Below are 16,476 nucleotides of genomic sequence, written 5' to 3' on the forward strand. Positions count from 1 at the left end.
CTTCACCATAGCCGGGATCAAGGGGGTGGGTGGTCGCCTGCGGTACTTCTGGTGTACTCCCGTCTCGCCCCTTTTGTTCGCCCGCGCGGTCATGGGCAGGCGGGGACGCCGTCGAGCCACGCGGGTCCCTGGATGTAGATGTTGGTGACCCAGGCGCGGTAGTCGGGCAGGTAGGACCACACGTCGTTGGTGTAGCCGTCGGAGGTGACGCGCTCGGCGTGCTTCTGGCAGCGGACCCGGATGGTGGTCGGGCCGGGGAAGGCGTACACGCGTGTGGCCGCGGTGGACGGTTCGGCCTTGGTCCACACGCCGGTGCCCCAGGTGGAGTAGCGGGGTCCGGTGACGGGACCGGTGTCGACGCGGACGGCCCCGAAGTAGGCGCTGTTCAGGCGTACGTCACTGACCATCAGCCGGGTGCCCGACTGGCGGGCCTCGACCATCCGCCCGGCGCCCAGGTAGATCGCGATGTGCGCGAGGTGGTCGGAGGTGCCCCAGGCGAGCAGGTCGCCGGGCAGCAGCGGGGCGAGGCCCTGGCCGGGGGTGAAGCGTTCGGCGGCGCGGTGCGTGTAGTACTGGGCGCTCGCCACGCCGTTCAGGAGGTCCTCGCCGGTGGCGCGGGCGTAGGCGTACCGCACGAGGCCGGAGCAGTCGAAGCCGCGCCGCTCGGGGTCGTGCTCGCTGGCCGGGTCCTCGGGGTCGACCTGGCCGTACGTGGGTCCGGGCCGCGGGCCGTGGCCGCCGCCCCAGGAGTACCAGGTGCCCGCGGCGACCTGCTCGCAGGCCGCGGCGACGGCCCGTTCGGCGGCCGGAGAGGCGCCCGGCGCGAGGGGGCGGCAGTCGTCGGAGGCGGCCGCCGTGGTGGCGGGCACGCCGAGGAGGAGGGCGAGCAGCGCGCCGAGCACGCCGCCGACGAGAGTGCGTCGGATCATGCGGAGTTCCCCGTTTCGAGGCCGGTGAGAGGCGATGAGAGGCCGGTGAGCGGCCGGAGGAGAGGCCGGTGGAGAGGCCGGCGGGACGATGACGCGAAGCCGGTCGACTGTCAGACTGCCGACCGGCGCCCGCTCGTTCCCGCCCGGCGCGTGGTCCACTCGAAAGAGGCAACGGGAAACGCCGGGGAAACCCTCACCCGTCAGGGTGGTTGATGATCCGTCAGCCGCTGGCGCAGCCGGCCGATGTCCCTGAGCCGGGCCCCGGGGTCGAGGTTCCACAGCCGTACGGTGCCGTCGTTGCCGGCGCTGGCCACCGTCCGCCCGTCGGGTGCGAAGTCGACGCCCCACACCGCGCCCGTGTGCCCGGTCAGCGTGGCCCAGGGCCGCCGGGCCGCCACGTCCCACAGCCGGACCGTGCCGTCGCCGCCGCTGCTGGCGAGCCTGCGGCCGTCGGGCGAGAAGGCGAGGCCGCGCACGGACCCCGCGTGTCCGGTGAGCGTGGCGCCGCGGCGGTGGCGGCGCAGGTCCCACAGGCGTACGGCCCCGTCGTTGCCACCGCTGGCGAGGGTGCGCCCGTCGGGGCCGAAGGCGAGGCCGCGCACGGCGCCGGTGTGCCCGGTCAGGACGGCGCGCTGCCGGTAAGAGGGCACGTCCCACAGGCGTACGGTCAGATCGTCGCCCGCGCTGGCGAGGGTGCGGCCGTCGGGGCTGAAGGCGACGTCGTTCACGAAGTCGGTGTGCCCCTCCAGCACCCTTGCCGGGCGGTGTCCGGTGAGGTCCCACAGCCGGACCGTGCGGTCGGCGGCGGCCGAGGCGAGGGTGCGGCCGTCCGGGGCGAAGGCGACGGCGAACACGCTCTGTCCGTGGCCCTTCAGGGTCGCCGTCGGGCGCCGGGACGCCACCGCCCACAGGCGGATGTCGCCGTCGGAGCCGGCCGAGGCCAGGGTGCGCCCGTCCGGGGCGAAGGCCACGGCGAACACGCTCTGCCGGTGCCCCCGCAGCGTCGCCACCGGACGCCGGGACGTCAGGTCCCACAGCCGTACGGTGTGATCGGTGCCCGCGGCCGCCAGCAGCCGGCCGTCGGGGCTGTGGTCGGCGCGGGACAGCTCGGTGAACGGGCGGGCGGTCAGGGCGCGGCCGCGCAGGTCCCACAGCACCACCGACTGGTCGAACCCGGCGGTGGCCAGCCGGCGCCCGGCCGGGTCGACGGCCACGGACAGGACGTAGTCGGTGTGCCCGGCGAGGGTGGCGACCGGGCGGGCGGCGCGTACGTCCCACAGCCGGGTCGTCCCGTCGCCGCCGGCGCTGACGACGGTGGTGCCGTCGGGGGTGTAGGCGACCGCGTTGACGTCGTCGCCGTGCCCGGACAGGGTCGCCGTCGTCCGGCGGGCGGCGAGGTCCCACAGCCGGACCGTGCGATCGGTGCCCCCTGTGGCGAGAGCCCGCCCGCCCGGGGCGACGGCGAGCCCGAGCACCTCACCCGTGTGCCCGCGCAGCGCGGCGAGCGGCCGTGCCCGCTCCGGGTCCCACAGCCGTACGGTGCCGTCGGCGCCTGCGGACAGGAGCAGGTGTCCGTCGGGGGTGTAGGCGAGGGCGTTGACGCCGCCCGTGTGCCCGGTGAGGACCGCCTCGCGGCGCGGGTCACGGCCGGTGCGCCACAGCTGGACCGTCCCGTCGGCGGCGGCCACGGCGAGCCGGGTGCCGCGCGGGTCGAAGGCGAGGGCGCGGGCACCGGCGGTGGCGGCGGTCAGGAGCCGCGGCGCGGCGGACGAGGCCGGGTCGAACAGCCGGACGGGCCCGGTCGTGGAGGTCGCCGCCAGCAGCCTCCCGCCGGGTGCGAAGGTCACCGACCGGACGCGGCCCGGCACCCGCAGGGTGGTGAGGAGACGGCGGTCGGCGACGCGCAGCAGCCGGACCGTACCGTCTGAGCTGCCGCTGGCGAGGAGGCGGCCGTCCGGGGTGAAGGCCACCGTGTTGGCGGGGCCGCGGTGGCCGGTGAGGCGGGCGGAGAACGGCTGGGCCTGGGTGCTGAGCAGGGCGCCGCGTGCCTCGGCGCCCGCCTCGGCGCGGTATGCCTCCTCGGCCAGCAGCATCGACGCCTCGGGGCGGCCGCCGGCCAGGGAGATGGAGCGGACGGCGAGGGCCTGGGAGCGGGCGGCGCGTTCGTGGGCGAGGGCGGCCGACCGCTGCTGGTGGGCGAGGGCGCCGGCGGTCAGCGCCAGACCGAGCAGCACCGCGAGGGTGGCCAGCAGGGTCTGCCGCAGTCGCGTCTGGCGCCGGGCCTGGCGCTCGCGCTGCCCCTCCTCGGCGAGGGCCGCCGCGAGGAACTCCTCCTCCAGCGCTGTCGTGCCGCCGGTGTCCTCGGCCCAGGCGCGGGCCGTCTCCAGGCGGCTGCCGCGGTAGAGGGCCGAGGGGTCGCGGCCCTCACGGTCCCACTCGGCCGCGGCCAGGGCGAGCTGCTGGCGGACCAGGAGACCGGCGCGGTCGGCGTGGATCCAGTCGCGCAGCCGGGGCCAGGCGTGCAGCAGGGCCTCGTGGGCGATCTCGACGGTGTCGCGGTCGACGGTGATCAGACGGGCCCGCACGAACGCGTCCAGAGCGCGCTCGGCGCCCTCCGCCGCCGTCGGCTGGGCCGTGAGGTCGGCGCGCCGGGCCCGGCGGCGGGTCGGACCGGTCTCGTCGGAGACCTGCACCAGGCGCGACAGCAGCCTGCGCACGGTGCGCTGCTCGGCCGGGTAGAGCCCGGCGAAGACGCTCTCGGCGGTGCGGGCGACCGCGCCCTGGATGCCGCCGGTGCGCTCGTAGGCGGCGACGGTGAGGGCGGCGCCCTCACGCTGCTGCCAGGTGGCGAGCAGCGCGTGGGACACCAGCGGCAGCGCGGCACTGGTCTGCGCGTCGCGCAGCAGCAGGGGGACGAGGCCGGGTTCGAAGGGGACGCCGGCGGATTGCGCGGGGCGGGTGACGGCCTCGCGCAGTTCGTCGGGGGTCATCGGCGGCAGGACGAACAGGCCGTCGGTGAACGCCTCGGCGAGTCCGGGCAGTTCCAGGCACCGGCCGGCGAAGTCCGCCCGGACGCCGAGCACCACGAGCGCCCCGTGGTCCGGGTGCGCGGCGAGACCGGTGAGGAGGCGGACGTAGGAGTGCCGTTCGGTGGCGTCGGCGCAGAGGGTGAACAGCTCTTCGAACTGGTCGACGATCAGCACCGGCCGCAGGGGCGGCGGTTCGCGCTCGGCCCGTGGTGCGGGGACGGTGGCCGCGCGGACGGCGGCCAGCAGTCCGGCGGGGTCGGGTGTCGGCTCCGGGACTCCCAAGGTCTTGGCGGTGCGTTCGAGGAGTTCCTCGACCGGGTGGGCGGTGGGCGTGAGCGTGACGACGGGCCAGCGGTCGGCGCCCGGCATCGGGAAGCCCCCGGGCCGGCCGAGCGCGGGCACGAACCCGGCGTTGAGCAGTGAGGACTTGCCCGCTCCCGAGGGCGCGACCAGCAGCAGCGGGCCCTTGCCGACGCGCTGGAAGGCCCGTTCGACCAGCGCGGCCGTGGCGCGCTCGCGGCCGAAGAAGCGGGTGGCGTCCTCCCGGGTGAACGCCGACAGGCCCCGGTAGGGGCAGGCGGGCTCACCGGGGCCGGCACCCGGCCGCTCCACCAGGCGCAGCAGCTCCCCTTCGGCGCCCAGGATCTGGTCGCAGCGGCGGGCCACGTCGAGGGTGGCGCGCTTGGCCCCGGTCTCGATCTTGCTGAGGTAGCCCTTGCTGTAGTGGGTGCGGCGGGCCAGGTCCGCGAGGGACAGACCGCGCTGCTGTCGTAGTCGTCGGAGCTGGGCGGGGAAGGAGGCGGTGGTGTGCGCGGAGGGCGCCGGTGCGCCCTGGTCCCCGCCCGCCGGGTGCTGCTGCTGGTCCCCCAAAACGTCCCCCATGGCATGGTGCGTCCACGTCGTGAGACGGCGGACACCCAGGCTACTGCGGGCGGCTGACGGACCGGCACGCCATTCACTCCAAGTGGCGAAAAGCGGCGGGCGCGAAGCGGCGGGCCGGCGAAGGGGAGGGACGCGGGAGGGCGGTGGGAGGTGCGCGGGAGGGCGGTGGGAGGTACGCGGGAGGGCGGTGGGAGGTACGCGGGAGGGCGGTGGGAGGGACACGGGAGGGCGTCCGCGGCCGCCGTACGACGGCTGCGGACGCCCGCTCCCCCGTGGCGGGTGGACTCAGAGCCGGATCACGGCCGGTTCAGGCGCACCGAGTTGATCGGTGTGAGGTCGGCGTAGACGGCCACGCCTGCGGGGATGGCCTCGCCGCAGCCGCCGCCGTTGTACTGGGTGCACAGGTTGGCGGTGGCTCCGCCGGTCTGGTTGTTGTAGACCCAGTGGTGGCCCACCTGGTTGCGCAGGTTGTGGGCGCCGTAGCTCCAGAAGACGTCGGTGGGGTTGACGCTGGGGTCGGTCTCGGGGTCGCGGCCCTCGGGGTAGATGCAGACCGCGCCGTCCGGGCAGCGGTCCCAGTCGGCGGGCCGGGCCTCGGCGGCGCCGCCGAGGGTGAGGACGGCGGCCACGGCGGTGGCGAGTGCGGCGGCGCCGCGGATCTTGTTGCGCATGTTTCCCCCTTGCGGGTCTCCTGCGGGTTCGCAGGCCGTGCTGTTCGGTCGACCTCAGCCTGTCCCGGTGGCCGGGCGGGGTCGACGGGTTGCCCGTCGACCGTCCGGGCACGCCTCGGGAAACCCCCTGTGACCTGGAACTTCACCGCGGTGAAGGCAACCCCGGCGGGGGGTCAGCGGTCGAGGGCGACCTCGCACCACACCTGCTTGCCCCCGCTGACCGGCAGGGTGCCCCAGGTCGCCGACATGGCCTCCACGAGGAGCAGTCCGCGCCCGCCGGTGGCCTCCCAGCCGATGCTGGTCGGCTTGACGGGCGTGCGCGGCGAGGAGTCGGCGACGGCGATGCGCAGCCGGCTGTTGAGCAGGGTGAGGTCCAGGCGGACCTGGCCCTCGGTGTGCACGAGGGCGTTGGTGACGAGTTCGGAGACGATCAGCAGGACGGCGTCGGCCTCCTCGGCGGCGCCCCAGGCGCGCAGGGTGCGCCGGGTGAAGCGGCGGGCGTGCCGCACGGCCTCAGGGACCCGCCAGACCGTCCAGCTCTCGCGCAGCGGCCGTACGGCCATCCCGTCGTAGCGCATCAGGAGCAGGGCGATGTCGTCGTCGCGGTGGGCGTTGCCGAGCAGGGCGTCGGCGACGAGGCCGAGGTGGGCGGGGTCGGCGGCGGCGAGGCCGGCGGCGAAGTGGGCCAGGCCGGCGTCGAGGTCGGAGGCGACGGACTCGACCAGGCCGTCGGTGGTCAGCGCGAGCACGGTGCCGGGCTGCAGGCGCAGCGGGCTGATCGGGAAGTCGGCCTGCCGTTCCACACCCAGCGGCAGGCCGCCCTCCGCCTCGGCGATCTCGGTTCGGCCGTCCGGGTGACGCAGCACCGGGGGCAGGTGTCCGGCGCGCACGCTCCAGGCCGCCCCTTCCTCCATGTCGACGTCGACGTAGCAGCAGGTGACGAAAAGGTCGGTCTCCAGGTCGACGAGGAGCCGGTTGGCGTGCGCCACCACCACGTCGGGCGGGTGGCCCTCGGCGGCGTAGGCGCGCAGGGCGGTGCGCATCTGGCCCATCAGGGTGGCGGCGGCCGCGCTGTGGCCCTGGACGTCGCCGATGACGAGGGCGACGTGGTTGTCCGGCAGCGGGATGACGTCGTACCAGTCGCCGCCGACCTCCAGGCCGGCGGTGGTGGGCAGATAGCGGGCGACGGCCTCGGCGCCGGGCAGCTTGGGCAGGCGGCGTGGCAGCAGCTGGCGCTGGAGCATGCCGACGAGTTCATGCTCGGCGTCGAAGGCGCGGGCGCGCATGAGGGCCTGTCCGGCGAGGCCGGCGGAGGCGGTGAGCAGGGCGCGTTCGTCGGCGCCGAAGTCGTGCGGGGCGTCCCAGCCGATGAGGCAGGCGCCGGCCATGCGGTTGCCCGCGGGCAGCGGCAGCACGGCGAGCCCGCCGGGGCCGACGTCGGCGAGGGCGGGCTCCAGGTCGGTCCCGGCGGGCCAGATACGGGCGCGGCCCTCGTCGAGGGCGGCGGCGAGGGTCGGCATGGCGCGCACCGGCGCATCGGGCCACTCGGTGCGCCACTCCATGCGCCACAGCTCGGGCCAGGACTCGGGGTCGGGCGGGTCGAGGACGGTGACGACGAGCCGGTCGCCCTCCAGTTCGGCCAGCGCGATGCGGTCGGCGCGCAGCGGGGCGCGCAGCGCGGCGACGACGGCCTGTCCGACGTCGCGGACGGTGCCGGCGGTGGCGAGGGCGGCGGCGAGCCGCTGGACGCGGGCGACGTCGGTGACGTCGGAGCGCAGGGTGGAGGCGTCGGCGACGGTGCCGACGAGCCGGGCCGGCTGTCCCTCGCCGCCGGCCAGCAGACGGCCGCGCAGTCGCAGCCAGCGGGGCCGGCCGGTGGGCTGGAGCACCCGGAACTCCAGCTCGCGCTCGCCGATGGTCATGTGGTCGGCCTCGGTGACGCTCATCAGGGCGGGCAGGTCCTCGGGGACGGTGAGGCCGAGCAGGGTCTCGACCCGGCCGTCGAAGTCCTCCCGGTCGAGCCCGAACAGTTCCAGCAGGTGGTCGCCGACCTCGACGCGGCCGCTGTCCATGGCCAGCACGAACCCGCCGGGGCGCAGTTCTCCGGCCACGGCGTGCTCGTCCGGGGCGGGACAGGAGACGGCGTCGGCGACCAGCTCGAGACAGGCGCGGTCCTCGCCGTCGAAGCCGCCGGGGCGTTCGGTGACGGCGACCAGGCAGCCGCCGTCGCGGTCGCTGTCGGTGGGCAGCGCGGCCAGCCAGAAGCCGCCCGCGGGGGTGCGGCGGGCTTCGGGGCAGTCGGCCAGGTCGGCGGGGCTGAGCCACAGCGGCCGCCCGGTGCGGTGGGCGTCGGCCGCCGGGGAGCGGCCGGTGAGCTGGTAGCCGTCGCGCAGGCCGTACAGGGTGCGCGGGACGCCCGCCGCCTCCACGATCCGCAGCAGGTCGTGTTCGGCCGAGCGGGTGTAGACGGCGGCGAAGGTGGCGCCGGCGAAGACGAGGGCCTGTTCGAGGACGCGGCGCAGCCGTTCGGGTGCCTCGGGGTCGGCGGTGAGCGCCTTCAGCGCGATCTCGGCGCGCGGAACCCGGGTGCGCCGTCCCTCGCCGCCCTCACTGACCACGTGGGTATTACAGCGCGGATCACGCGCCCGCGCAGCCCCTGCGGGCGTTCCGGGGAGGTGCCGCTGCACGGGGCGGCGCGCCGGGAGGTGCCGGACGGCTGGGAGGCCGCGCGGATCGGCGACCGGCTGACGCCGCGGCCGAAGAGGGGTATGCCGCCGGTTCTCCCAGCGGCCGCTCGGGTTCCGCGGGGGGTTCTCGGTGGGTTCTCAGGGGCTTCTCGGGGGTTTCCATCGGGCTTTTCAGGGGATGCGTACGTCCTGCCTCGCCGTGCGTGACCGGCCGGGTGGGGGCAGATTGGGAGGACGCCTTCCCACGGCCCGGCAAGGAGGTGGTCGGCGTGTCCGACGGGCAGGCGCCGGCGGCTTCCAGGACGCCGGTCGGCCGGCCGCTGCTGTCCCTGGCGCTCACGGCGATGATGGACGAGGTGCAGGCGCACTCCGGCGCCGTGTATCTCCTCTGGCCCGAGCAGCCGGTGCTGGAGATGGCCGTGATGGCGGGGCTTCCGCGGGCGTTCGCCGCGCCCTGGGAGCGGGTGGGGCTCAACGCGGTGATCCCGGTCTCCGACGCGGCCCGCGAGCGGCGCCTGGTGTGGGTGAGCAACGAGGAGGAGATGGCGCGGCGGTATCCGCGGCTCGCCGTCGTCCTGCCGTACCCCTTCGCGCTGGCGGCGCTGCCGGTGGCCACGGACACCAGGGTCTACGGGGCGGTGTTCGTGACCTGGCCGGGCGCGCACCCGCCGGAGCTGTCCGACCACGAGCGCGACCATCTGACCGCGGCGTGCCGCCGGCTCGCCGTCCGCCTGGAACGCGCCGCCGACATGAGCCTGCCGCTGGCCCCCGAGCCCGATCTGCTCGGCGCCCCGCCGGTGGGAGGCGCGGCCGGCACCCTCGGCACGGTCGAGGCGGCGCGGATGGTGGCCCGGCTGCCGTACGGGCTGTGCTCGCTCGACCTGCACGGCCGGGTCGTGTTCGCCAACGGGGCGGCGGCCGAGCTGATCGGGGTCCCGGTGCACCGGCTGCTCGGCCACCATCTGTGGGCGTCGGTGCCCTGGCTCAACGACCCGATGTACGAGGACCGGTACCGGGCGGCGCTGATGAGTCAGCAGGTGGCGTCGTTCGTGGCGATGCGCCCGCCGGGCGACTGGCTGTCGTTCCGGCTGTACCCGAGCACGACCGGGCTGAGCGTGCGGATCACCCGGTCGCGCGCGGTGGCCCAGATGACGACGTCCGAGCGGCGGCCCGTCGCCTCGGGCGGCTCCCCGTCCCGGCTGGTGACGATCTCGCAGGTGCTGAACCTGGCGGGCGCGCTGACCGAGGCGGCGGGCGTGCAGGACGTGGTGCAGCTGGTGGCCGACGAGATCGCCCCGGCGGTCGGCGCGCAGGCGGTCGTGGTGCTCGCGTCACGGGCCGGGCGGCTGCACGTACTGGGGCACCGGGGCTATCCGGACCCGCATGTGGTGGAGCGGTTCGACGGGATACCGCTGAACGAGCAGACCCCCGGGGTGCATGCCCTGAACAGCGGGGTGCCCGCCTTCTTCGACTCGCGCGAGGAGCTGGACCGGCTCTATCCGGCCCGCCAGGCGACGCCGGACGGCTTCGCCGCGTGGGCGTACCTGCCGCTCATCGCCTCCGGCCGCCCCGTCGGCACCTGCGTCCTCGCCTACGCCGAGCCGCATCCCTTCCCCCCCGAGGAGCGGGCCGTGCTCACCAGCGTGGGCGGGCTGATCGCGCTGGCCCTGGAGCGGGCGGTGCTCTACGACATCAAGCACCAGCTCGCGCACGGCCTGCAGGCCGCCCTGCTGCCGCACTCGCTGCCGCCGCTGCCGGGTGTGGCGGCGGCGGCGCGCTATCTGCCGGCCACCCGCGGCATGGACATCGGCGGCGACTTCTACGACCTGGTGCCGACGGAGGGCGGGGCGGCCGCGGTCATCGGGGACGTGCAGGGGCACAACGTGACCGCGGCCGGGCTGATGGGGCAGTTGCGCACGGCGGTACGGGCGTACACGACGGTCGGGCAGGCGCCCGAGCAGGTGATGGCCAGTACCAACCGGCTGCTGATCGACCTCGGTGCCGAACTGTTCGCCAGTTGCCTCTACCTGCGGCTCGACCCGGCTCACGGGCGGGCCGTGATGGCGCGGGCCGGGCATCCGCCGCCGCTGCTGCTGCGGCCCGACGGGCGGGTCCGGGTGCTGGACCTGGCGGGCGGTCCGCTGCTGGGCATCGACGGCTCGGCCACCTATCCGACGACCGAGGTCACCCTCACGCCCGGCTCCGTCCTCGTGCTCTACACCGACGGTCTCATCGAATCCCCGGGCGTCGACATCGAGGACGCCCTCGCCGGCCTCGGCCGCCGTCTCGCGGGGGCCGGTGAGCAGCCGCTGGACCAGTTGGCCGATGTGCTGGTGGGCCATCTGGCAGCCGCGGAGGAGCGGTTGGACGACGTGGCGCTGCTGCTGTTGCGCGCCGAGGGGTGAGGGGCGGGGAGGGGTCGCGGGGCCGCACGGCCACCGGGGTCGCGAGGCCGCGGTCCTGGCCTGGGGCGCCGGCCGCGGGGTCGTAAGGTCGTCAGGGTCGTGAGGTCGCGGTCCGGGCGTCGGAAGCCGGCCGCGAGGCCGCGGCCCGGTCCTTCCGCCGAAGGGCCGGACCGCGACCGGGTCCACCGACCGCTGGTGGGAGCGGTCAGTGGGTCTCCGACAGGCCGGGGTCGTCGGCGCCGGCGCCTGCCTCACCGCCGGCCCCCGCCTCTTCGCCCGCGCCGGCCTCTTCACCGGCGCCCGCCTCTTCGCCGGCACCCGCCTCCTCGCCGGCACCGGCACCGGCACCGGCTTCCTCACCGGCACCCGCCTCGTCGCCTCCGCCGATCGCGTCGCCGCCGGCCTCGTCCCCGGCACCGGCGTCCCCGGCACCGGCGTCCCCCGCGCCGCCGCCACCGCCGACGCCGAGGGTCGCCCCGACCGCCTCCAGCGCCGTCGTCACCGGCTGGAAGAAGGTCTCGCCGCCGGAGGTGCAGTCGCCGCTGCCGCCGGAGGTGAGACCGATGGCACTGCCGTCCTGGGTGAACAGGGAGCCGCCGCTGTCGCCGGGTTCGGCGCAGACGTTCGTCTGGATCAGGCCGGTGACCGTGCCCTCGGGGTAGTTCACCGTGGCGTCCAGACCGGTGACCTGGCCGTCGCGCAGGCCGGTCGTGCTGCCCATGCGGAAGACCTGGAGCCCGACCGCCGCCTCCGCGGCCCGGTCGATGGCCACGGTCTGCCCGTTGCCCACGTTCACGTCGCTGGGCGCCTGTGTCGCCGGATCGTCGTACTTGACGAGGGCGAAGTCGCCCGCGCCGGGGAACACGGCCTGGTCGACGGTGGCGATCGGCGCGCCGTCCTGGGAGTCGGACCACTGCTCGACGGCCACACCGCAGTGACCGGCCGTCAGGAAGGCGGGGCTGCCGTCGCCCGCGGTGACGTTGAAGCCGAGGGAGCAGCGCGAGCCGCCGCCGAAGATGGCGTCGCCTCCGGAGACGAACGGCTTGAAGGTGCCGGAGGACTTGCGCAGGGTCGCCATGCCCGAGCCGAGGCGCTCGACGGTCGACTCCAGCGTGTCCCAGTTGTCGCCGGTGACGGTGCGGTCGGCGGTGACCAGGATCTTGTTGCTGCGCGGGTCGACGGCCCAGGAGGTGCCGGGGATGGTCGCCTCGGTCTTCAGGGTCTGTGCGGCGGCCTTCAGTTCGGCCGTGCTGTTGTCGACCTGGCGGACGGCCGCGCCGGCCTTCTTGGCCTGGACGACGAGCTGGTTGTTGTCGCCGACGACGTTGACGACGAGCTGCTGTTTGACCGCGTCGTAGTAGGCGCCGGCGAAGGCGTCGCCGAGAGCGGCGGCGAGCTGGTCGGCGAGCGAGGAGGCGTCGGCCGACTTCAGGGTCCGGGGCGCCGCCGCGTCCGCCGCGCCGTCCTGGGAGGCGTTGGCGTGGGGCAGCAGCAGGGCCGCCGCTCCGAGCGCCGCCACGCTCCCCGCCGCGATCGCGGCCCTGCGCTTCGGCATTCGCTTGTGACTCAAACTTCTCGACCTCCTGGGTGCGGGGGTGTAGAACCGCCGGCCGGCGGCTGTCGGGGCGCCTGGATGGCCAGTGGTACGCAGGGGGCGCGCGGGGCGTTCAACGCGGGGCGGGCGGGGGGAACAATCCCCCTCATGACGATGACCACGGCCGAGGCCGACAAGATCCTCTCTGCCAACTTCGCCCCCTGGGTCCTCGAACTCGGACTGACGGTCGCGGAGTTGGGCGATCAGCGCGCCGTGCTGCGGCTGCCCTGGTCGGCGGCGCTGGCCCGGGAGGGCGGGGCGCTGTCGGGCCAGGCGCTGATGGCCGCGGCGGACACGGCGACGGTGATCGCGGTGTCGGCGGCACGGGGCGCGTTCGTGCCGATGACGACCGTTCAGCAGTCGACGTCGTTCCAGCGGGCGGTGACCGGCTCGGACGTCCTGGTCGAGGCGGTGCTGACGAAGCTGGGCCGGCGCATGGCGTTCGCGGAGATCGCGATGACGGACGCGACGAGCGGGGAGCTGGCGGCGAAGGCGACCACGGTGTACGCCCTGCTGGGGTGACGCCGCGTCGCGCCGGCCCGCTCAAACACGTGCGGCGACCGGACGGAGACGTTCGGTCGCGAACACGGAGCGGAATCCCCGCTTCAGGGAATCTGCACACCGAATACCCAACCGGCGCACCGCGCTCGACGGATCTGCACAACCGCGCCGGGCCGGTTACGCCTTTGCGGTGGGAGTGCCGGAATTCGCCGCTCCCACCCCCGGGCCGCCTCGTGCCAGGATCGCGCCGCTTGTGAAGAAGTCGCCACCAAGTGGTGCGCGCTCCTGCACCAATACGTTGCGCGCGGAACCCAAACGCCCAGGTGAGGGCGGTGGTTGATTGGAAGGGCGAGGCGGCCGCGTGCTTTTATCCATCGCACCGCGGCCGTGCTTCTGTCCCCGCAGAGGGGGCCGCTTTCCCCCTTGTGAATATCCATATGAAGGGAAGTTCCATCATGAACTCCACCCCCCAGGTCGAGACCGCCGAGATCGCCGACGCCGACCTCGACGCCGTCTCCGGTGGCCTGCAGCTGAACACCCTCGACAGCACCCTCGGCCTGGTGCAGGAGGTCGCCCCGGGTGCCTTCGGCCTGGTCAACACCGTCACCGGCCTGGCCCAGGGCGTGGCCGGCGTGAACGTCGCCCCGGTCCAGGGCGCTGTCGCGGGTCTCTGATCGCGGCCGAGCACACCCTGACGTGCTCTTGAGTCCCGGGGCCTGCCTGACAGGGCCCCGGGACTCGTTCTGTTCCGACGCGCACCACCCGGGTGGGGAAGATCCGTGCAGTTCCGCCAACAGGCCCTCGCCAAGCTCCGCTCGCCGGAGGAGCTCGAGCTTCCGGTGCGGCTGGCCCGTCCGCAGGGCTGGCTCGTGCTGTCCGTGACGCTGGTCGCGATGGCGGCCGCGTCCGTGTGGGCGGTGACGGGCTCGGTGTCCTCCACCGTGAGCGCGCCCGCCGTCCTCACCCACGGCCGGGGCAGCTACATCCTGCAGAGCCCGGTCACCGGCCAGGTCACCGGCGTCCTGGCCGAGCCGGGCGACCAACTCGGCGCCGGCGCACCCGTGCTGAAGGTGCGTACCGGCGACGGTGACACCGTGGTCCGCGCGGTCGCCGCGGGCCGGGTCACCGCGCTGGCAGCGTCCGTCGGGCAGATCGTCTCCACCGGGGCGAACCTCGCCGCCGTGGAGAAGGTGACCCGCGCCGACGCCCCGCTGTATGCGACGGTGTACGTGCCCGCGAAGAGCGCGGCCTCGGTCCCGGTGGGCGCGGCCGTGGACCTGACCGTGCAGACGGTCCCCGCGCAGAGTTACGGGGTGCTGCGGGGCCGCGTGAAGTCCGTGGACCCCGCCCCGCAGTCGGCCCAGTCGATCGGCGCGTTCCTCGGGGACGCGCAGTTGGGCGCGCAGTTGAGCCGTGACGGCCGCCCGGTGGCGGTACTGGTGCAACTGGAGCGCGCGCCGGGGACGAGGAGCGGCTACCGCTGGTCGACCTCCGAAGGGCCGCCGCACCGGCTGACCTCGATGACCCTGGCCGACGGCTCGATCCACCTGGCCGATCAGCGTCCCGTCGACTGGCTGCTGCCGTGACCGCGACCAGGCGGCGTGCCGCCGCTCCCCCGCCCAAACCCCGCACGCGGACCGTGCGCACCCCGACCGTGCTGCAGATGGAGGCCGTGGAGTGCGGCGCCGCCTCGCTGGCGATGGTGCTGGCCCACTACGGCCGGCATGTCCCGCTGGAGGAGCTGCGCATCGCCTGCGGTGTCTCCCGCGACGGCTCGCGCGCCTCCAACCTGCTGAAGGCTGCGCGTAGTTACGGTCTGACCGCCAAGGGCATGCAGATGGACCTGGCGGCACTCGCCGGGGTGCGGGCCCCGGCGATCCTGTTCTGGAACTTCAACCACTACGTCGTCTACGACGGCATGGGCCGCCGCTTCGGCCGCCGCGGCGTGTTCGTCAACGACCCCGGCAAGGGCCGGCGTTTCGTGCCGATGGAGGAGTTCGACGGCAGCTTCACCGGTGTGGTGCTGGTGCTGGAGCCGGGCGAGGGCTTCACCCGGGGCGGGCGGCGCTCCGGTGTGTGGGGCGCGATGCCGGCCCGGCTGCGCGGCACGGCCGGCACGCTGCCCGCGGCGGTGCTGGCGAGCCTGCTGCTGGTGCTGGTCGGCGCGGCGGTGCCGGCGCTGAGCCGGACCTACATCGACACGTTCCTGATCGGCGGCCAGACCTCGCTGCTGGGCGTGCTGTTCACCGCGATGGGCGCGTGTGTGCTGCTGACGGTGGTGCTGACCTGGCTGCAGCAGGCGAACCTGCACCACGGCCGGATCATCTCCTCGACCTTGTCCAGCGCACGTTTCCTGCGCCATCTGCTGCGGCTGCCGGTGACGTTCTTCGCCCAGCGCAGCCCGGCCGACCTGGTGCAGCGCCTGCAGTCCAACGACGCCGTCGCCGAGACGCTGGCCCGCGATCTCGCGGCGGCCGGCGTGGACGCGGTGGTGGTCGTGCTGTACGCGGTCCTGCTGTACACCTACGACCCGCAGCTGACGGGGGTCGGCATCGGTGTGGCCCTGCTGAACGTGGTGGCGCTGCGGATCGTCGTACGGCTGCGGGCGACCCGTACGGCGAAGCTGCGGGCGGACAGCGCGCGGCTGACGAACACGGCTTACACCGGGTTGCAGTTGATCGAGACGATGAAGGCGACCGGCGGTGAGGACGGCTACTTCCGCAAGTGGGCGGGGCAGCACGCGACCACGCTGGAGGAGCAGCAGCGGCTCGGGGTGCCGGGGGCGTGGCTGGGTGTGGTCGCGCCGGCGCTGGCGACGCTGAACAGCGCGCTGATCCTGTGGATCGGCGGACTGCGGGCGGTGGAGGGGCATGTGTCGGTGGGTCTGCTGGTCGCCTTCCAGGCGCTGGTGACCCGGTTCACGGCGCCGCTGACCCGGCTCAACGGCGTGGTCGGGCGCATCCAGGACTTCGCGGCGGACGTGGCCCGGCTGAAGGACGTGGAGAACTTCCGCGCCGACCCGCTGTACGAGCGTCCGGGCGGGGAGTCGACGCGTCGGCTGCAGGGCCATGTGGAGCTGGAGAACATCACCTTCGGCTACAGCCCGCTCGACAAGCCCCTGCTCAGCGGCTTCGACCTGACGGTCGGGCCGGGGCGGCAGGTGGCCCTGGTGGGCGGCTCGGGCAGCGGCAAGTCGACCGTGTCCCGGCTGATCTCGGGCCTGTACACGCCCTGGGAGGGCGTGATCCGCATCGACGGCAGGCGGCTCGAGGACATCCCGCGCGGCCGGCTGGCGGCGTCGGTGTCCTTCGTCGACCAGGAGGTGTTCCTGTTCGAGGGCACCGTGCGGGACAACGTGGCGCTGTGGGACCCGTCGATCCCGGACGAGGCGGTCGTCGAGGCGCTGAAGGACGCGGCGCTGTACGACGTGGTGATGCGCCGCCCGGGCGGCATCCACAGCCCGGTCGAGCAGGACGGGCGCAACTTCTCCGGGGGGCAGCGGCAGCGCCTGGAGATCGCGCGGGCGCTGGTGCGCCGGCCGAGCATCCTCGTGCTCGACGAGGTGACCAGCGCGCTGGACGCGGAGACCGAGCAGGTGGTGATGGACAATCTGCGCCGGCGCGGCTGCGCCTGTGTGGTGATCGCGCACCGGCTGAGCACCGTGCGCGACAGCGACGAGATCGTCGTACTCCAGCACGGCACGGTCGTCGAGCGGGGCCGGCACGAGGAGCTGGTGGCGCGCGGCGGGGCGTACGCGGCGCTGGTCAGGGAGCGGTGA

General features: G+C 74.7%; 10 protein-coding genes. 5 read left to right on the forward strand and 5 right to left on the reverse strand.

The genetic code is table 11. From position 1 onward, the window contains the following. Positions 1–89: 89 nt before the first annotated feature. The 4 genes from ACIGXJ_RS34000 to ACIGXJ_RS34015 all read right to left on the reverse strand — a co-directional run bounded on the left by ACIGXJ_RS34000 (position 90) and on the right by ACIGXJ_RS34015 (position 8,129). Positions 90–929: a C40 family peptidase gene (locus ACIGXJ_RS34000; RefSeq protein ID WP_399653782.1), complete on the reverse strand. Its 840-nt coding sequence runs from the start codon at positions 927–929 to the stop codon at positions 90–92. 200 nt (positions 930–1,129) lie between these two features. Continuing rightward, complete coding sequence (locus tag ACIGXJ_RS34005) at positions 1,130–4,840, reverse strand: helix-turn-helix domain-containing protein (protein ID WP_399653785.1); 3,711 nt, start codon at positions 4,838–4,840, stop codon at positions 1,130–1,132. Positions 4,841–5,136: 296 nt separating this feature from the next. Beyond that, a complete protein-coding gene (locus ACIGXJ_RS34010; RefSeq protein WP_399653787.1) occupies positions 5,137–5,511 on the reverse strand; it encodes a hypothetical protein in 375 nt (124 codons plus the stop codon). Positions 5,512–5,684: 173 nt separating this feature from the next. Further along, a complete protein-coding gene (locus ACIGXJ_RS34015; protein ID WP_399653790.1) occupies positions 5,685–8,129 on the reverse strand; it encodes a SpoIIE family protein phosphatase in 2,445 nt (814 codons plus the stop codon). Between the two features lie 329 nt (positions 8,130–8,458). Between ACIGXJ_RS34015 and ACIGXJ_RS34020 the strand changes: the two genes are divergently transcribed. After that, on the forward strand, positions 8,459–10,603 hold the full coding sequence (locus ACIGXJ_RS34020; protein WP_399653793.1) for a SpoIIE family protein phosphatase: 2,145 nt from the start codon (positions 8,459–8,461) through the stop codon (positions 10,601–10,603). A gap of 205 nt (positions 10,604–10,808) precedes the next feature. Here ACIGXJ_RS34020 and ACIGXJ_RS34025 read toward each other — a convergent pair whose 3' ends face one another. After that, complete coding sequence (locus ACIGXJ_RS34025) at positions 10,809–12,173, reverse strand: S1 family peptidase (protein ID WP_399653796.1); 1,365 nt, start codon at positions 12,171–12,173, stop codon at positions 10,809–10,811. A 132-nt stretch (positions 12,174–12,305) separates the two neighbouring features. Here ACIGXJ_RS34025 and ACIGXJ_RS34030 point away from each other — a divergent pair, with 132 nt between their 5' ends. The 4 genes from ACIGXJ_RS34030 to ACIGXJ_RS34045 all read left to right on the forward strand — a co-directional run bounded on the left by ACIGXJ_RS34030 (position 12,306) and on the right by ACIGXJ_RS34045 (position 16,476). Then, positions 12,306–12,719, forward strand: a complete 414-nt coding sequence (locus ACIGXJ_RS34030; protein WP_399653799.1) for a PaaI family thioesterase — start codon at positions 12,306–12,308, stop codon at positions 12,717–12,719. 434 nt (positions 12,720–13,153) lie between these two features. Continuing rightward, positions 13,154–13,372: a type A2 lantipeptide gene (locus ACIGXJ_RS34035; protein ID WP_399653800.1), complete on the forward strand. Its 219-nt coding sequence runs from the start codon at positions 13,154–13,156 to the stop codon at positions 13,370–13,372. Positions 13,373–13,477: 105 nt separating this feature from the next. Then, complete coding sequence (locus tag ACIGXJ_RS34040; protein WP_399653803.1) at positions 13,478–14,284, forward strand: HlyD family efflux transporter periplasmic adaptor subunit; 807 nt, start codon at positions 13,478–13,480, stop codon at positions 14,282–14,284. Next, on the forward strand, positions 14,281–16,476 hold the full coding sequence (locus tag ACIGXJ_RS34045; RefSeq protein ID WP_399653805.1) for an NHLP family bacteriocin export ABC transporter peptidase/permease/ATPase subunit: 2,196 nt from the start codon (positions 14,281–14,283) through the stop codon (positions 16,474–16,476). The genes ACIGXJ_RS34040 and ACIGXJ_RS34045 overlap by 4 nt, the downstream gene beginning before the upstream one ends.

The sequence above is a fragment of the Streptomyces sp. NPDC053367 genome (assembly GCF_044545925.1).
GTDB lineage: Bacteria > Actinomycetota > Actinomycetes > Streptomycetales > Streptomycetaceae > Streptomyces.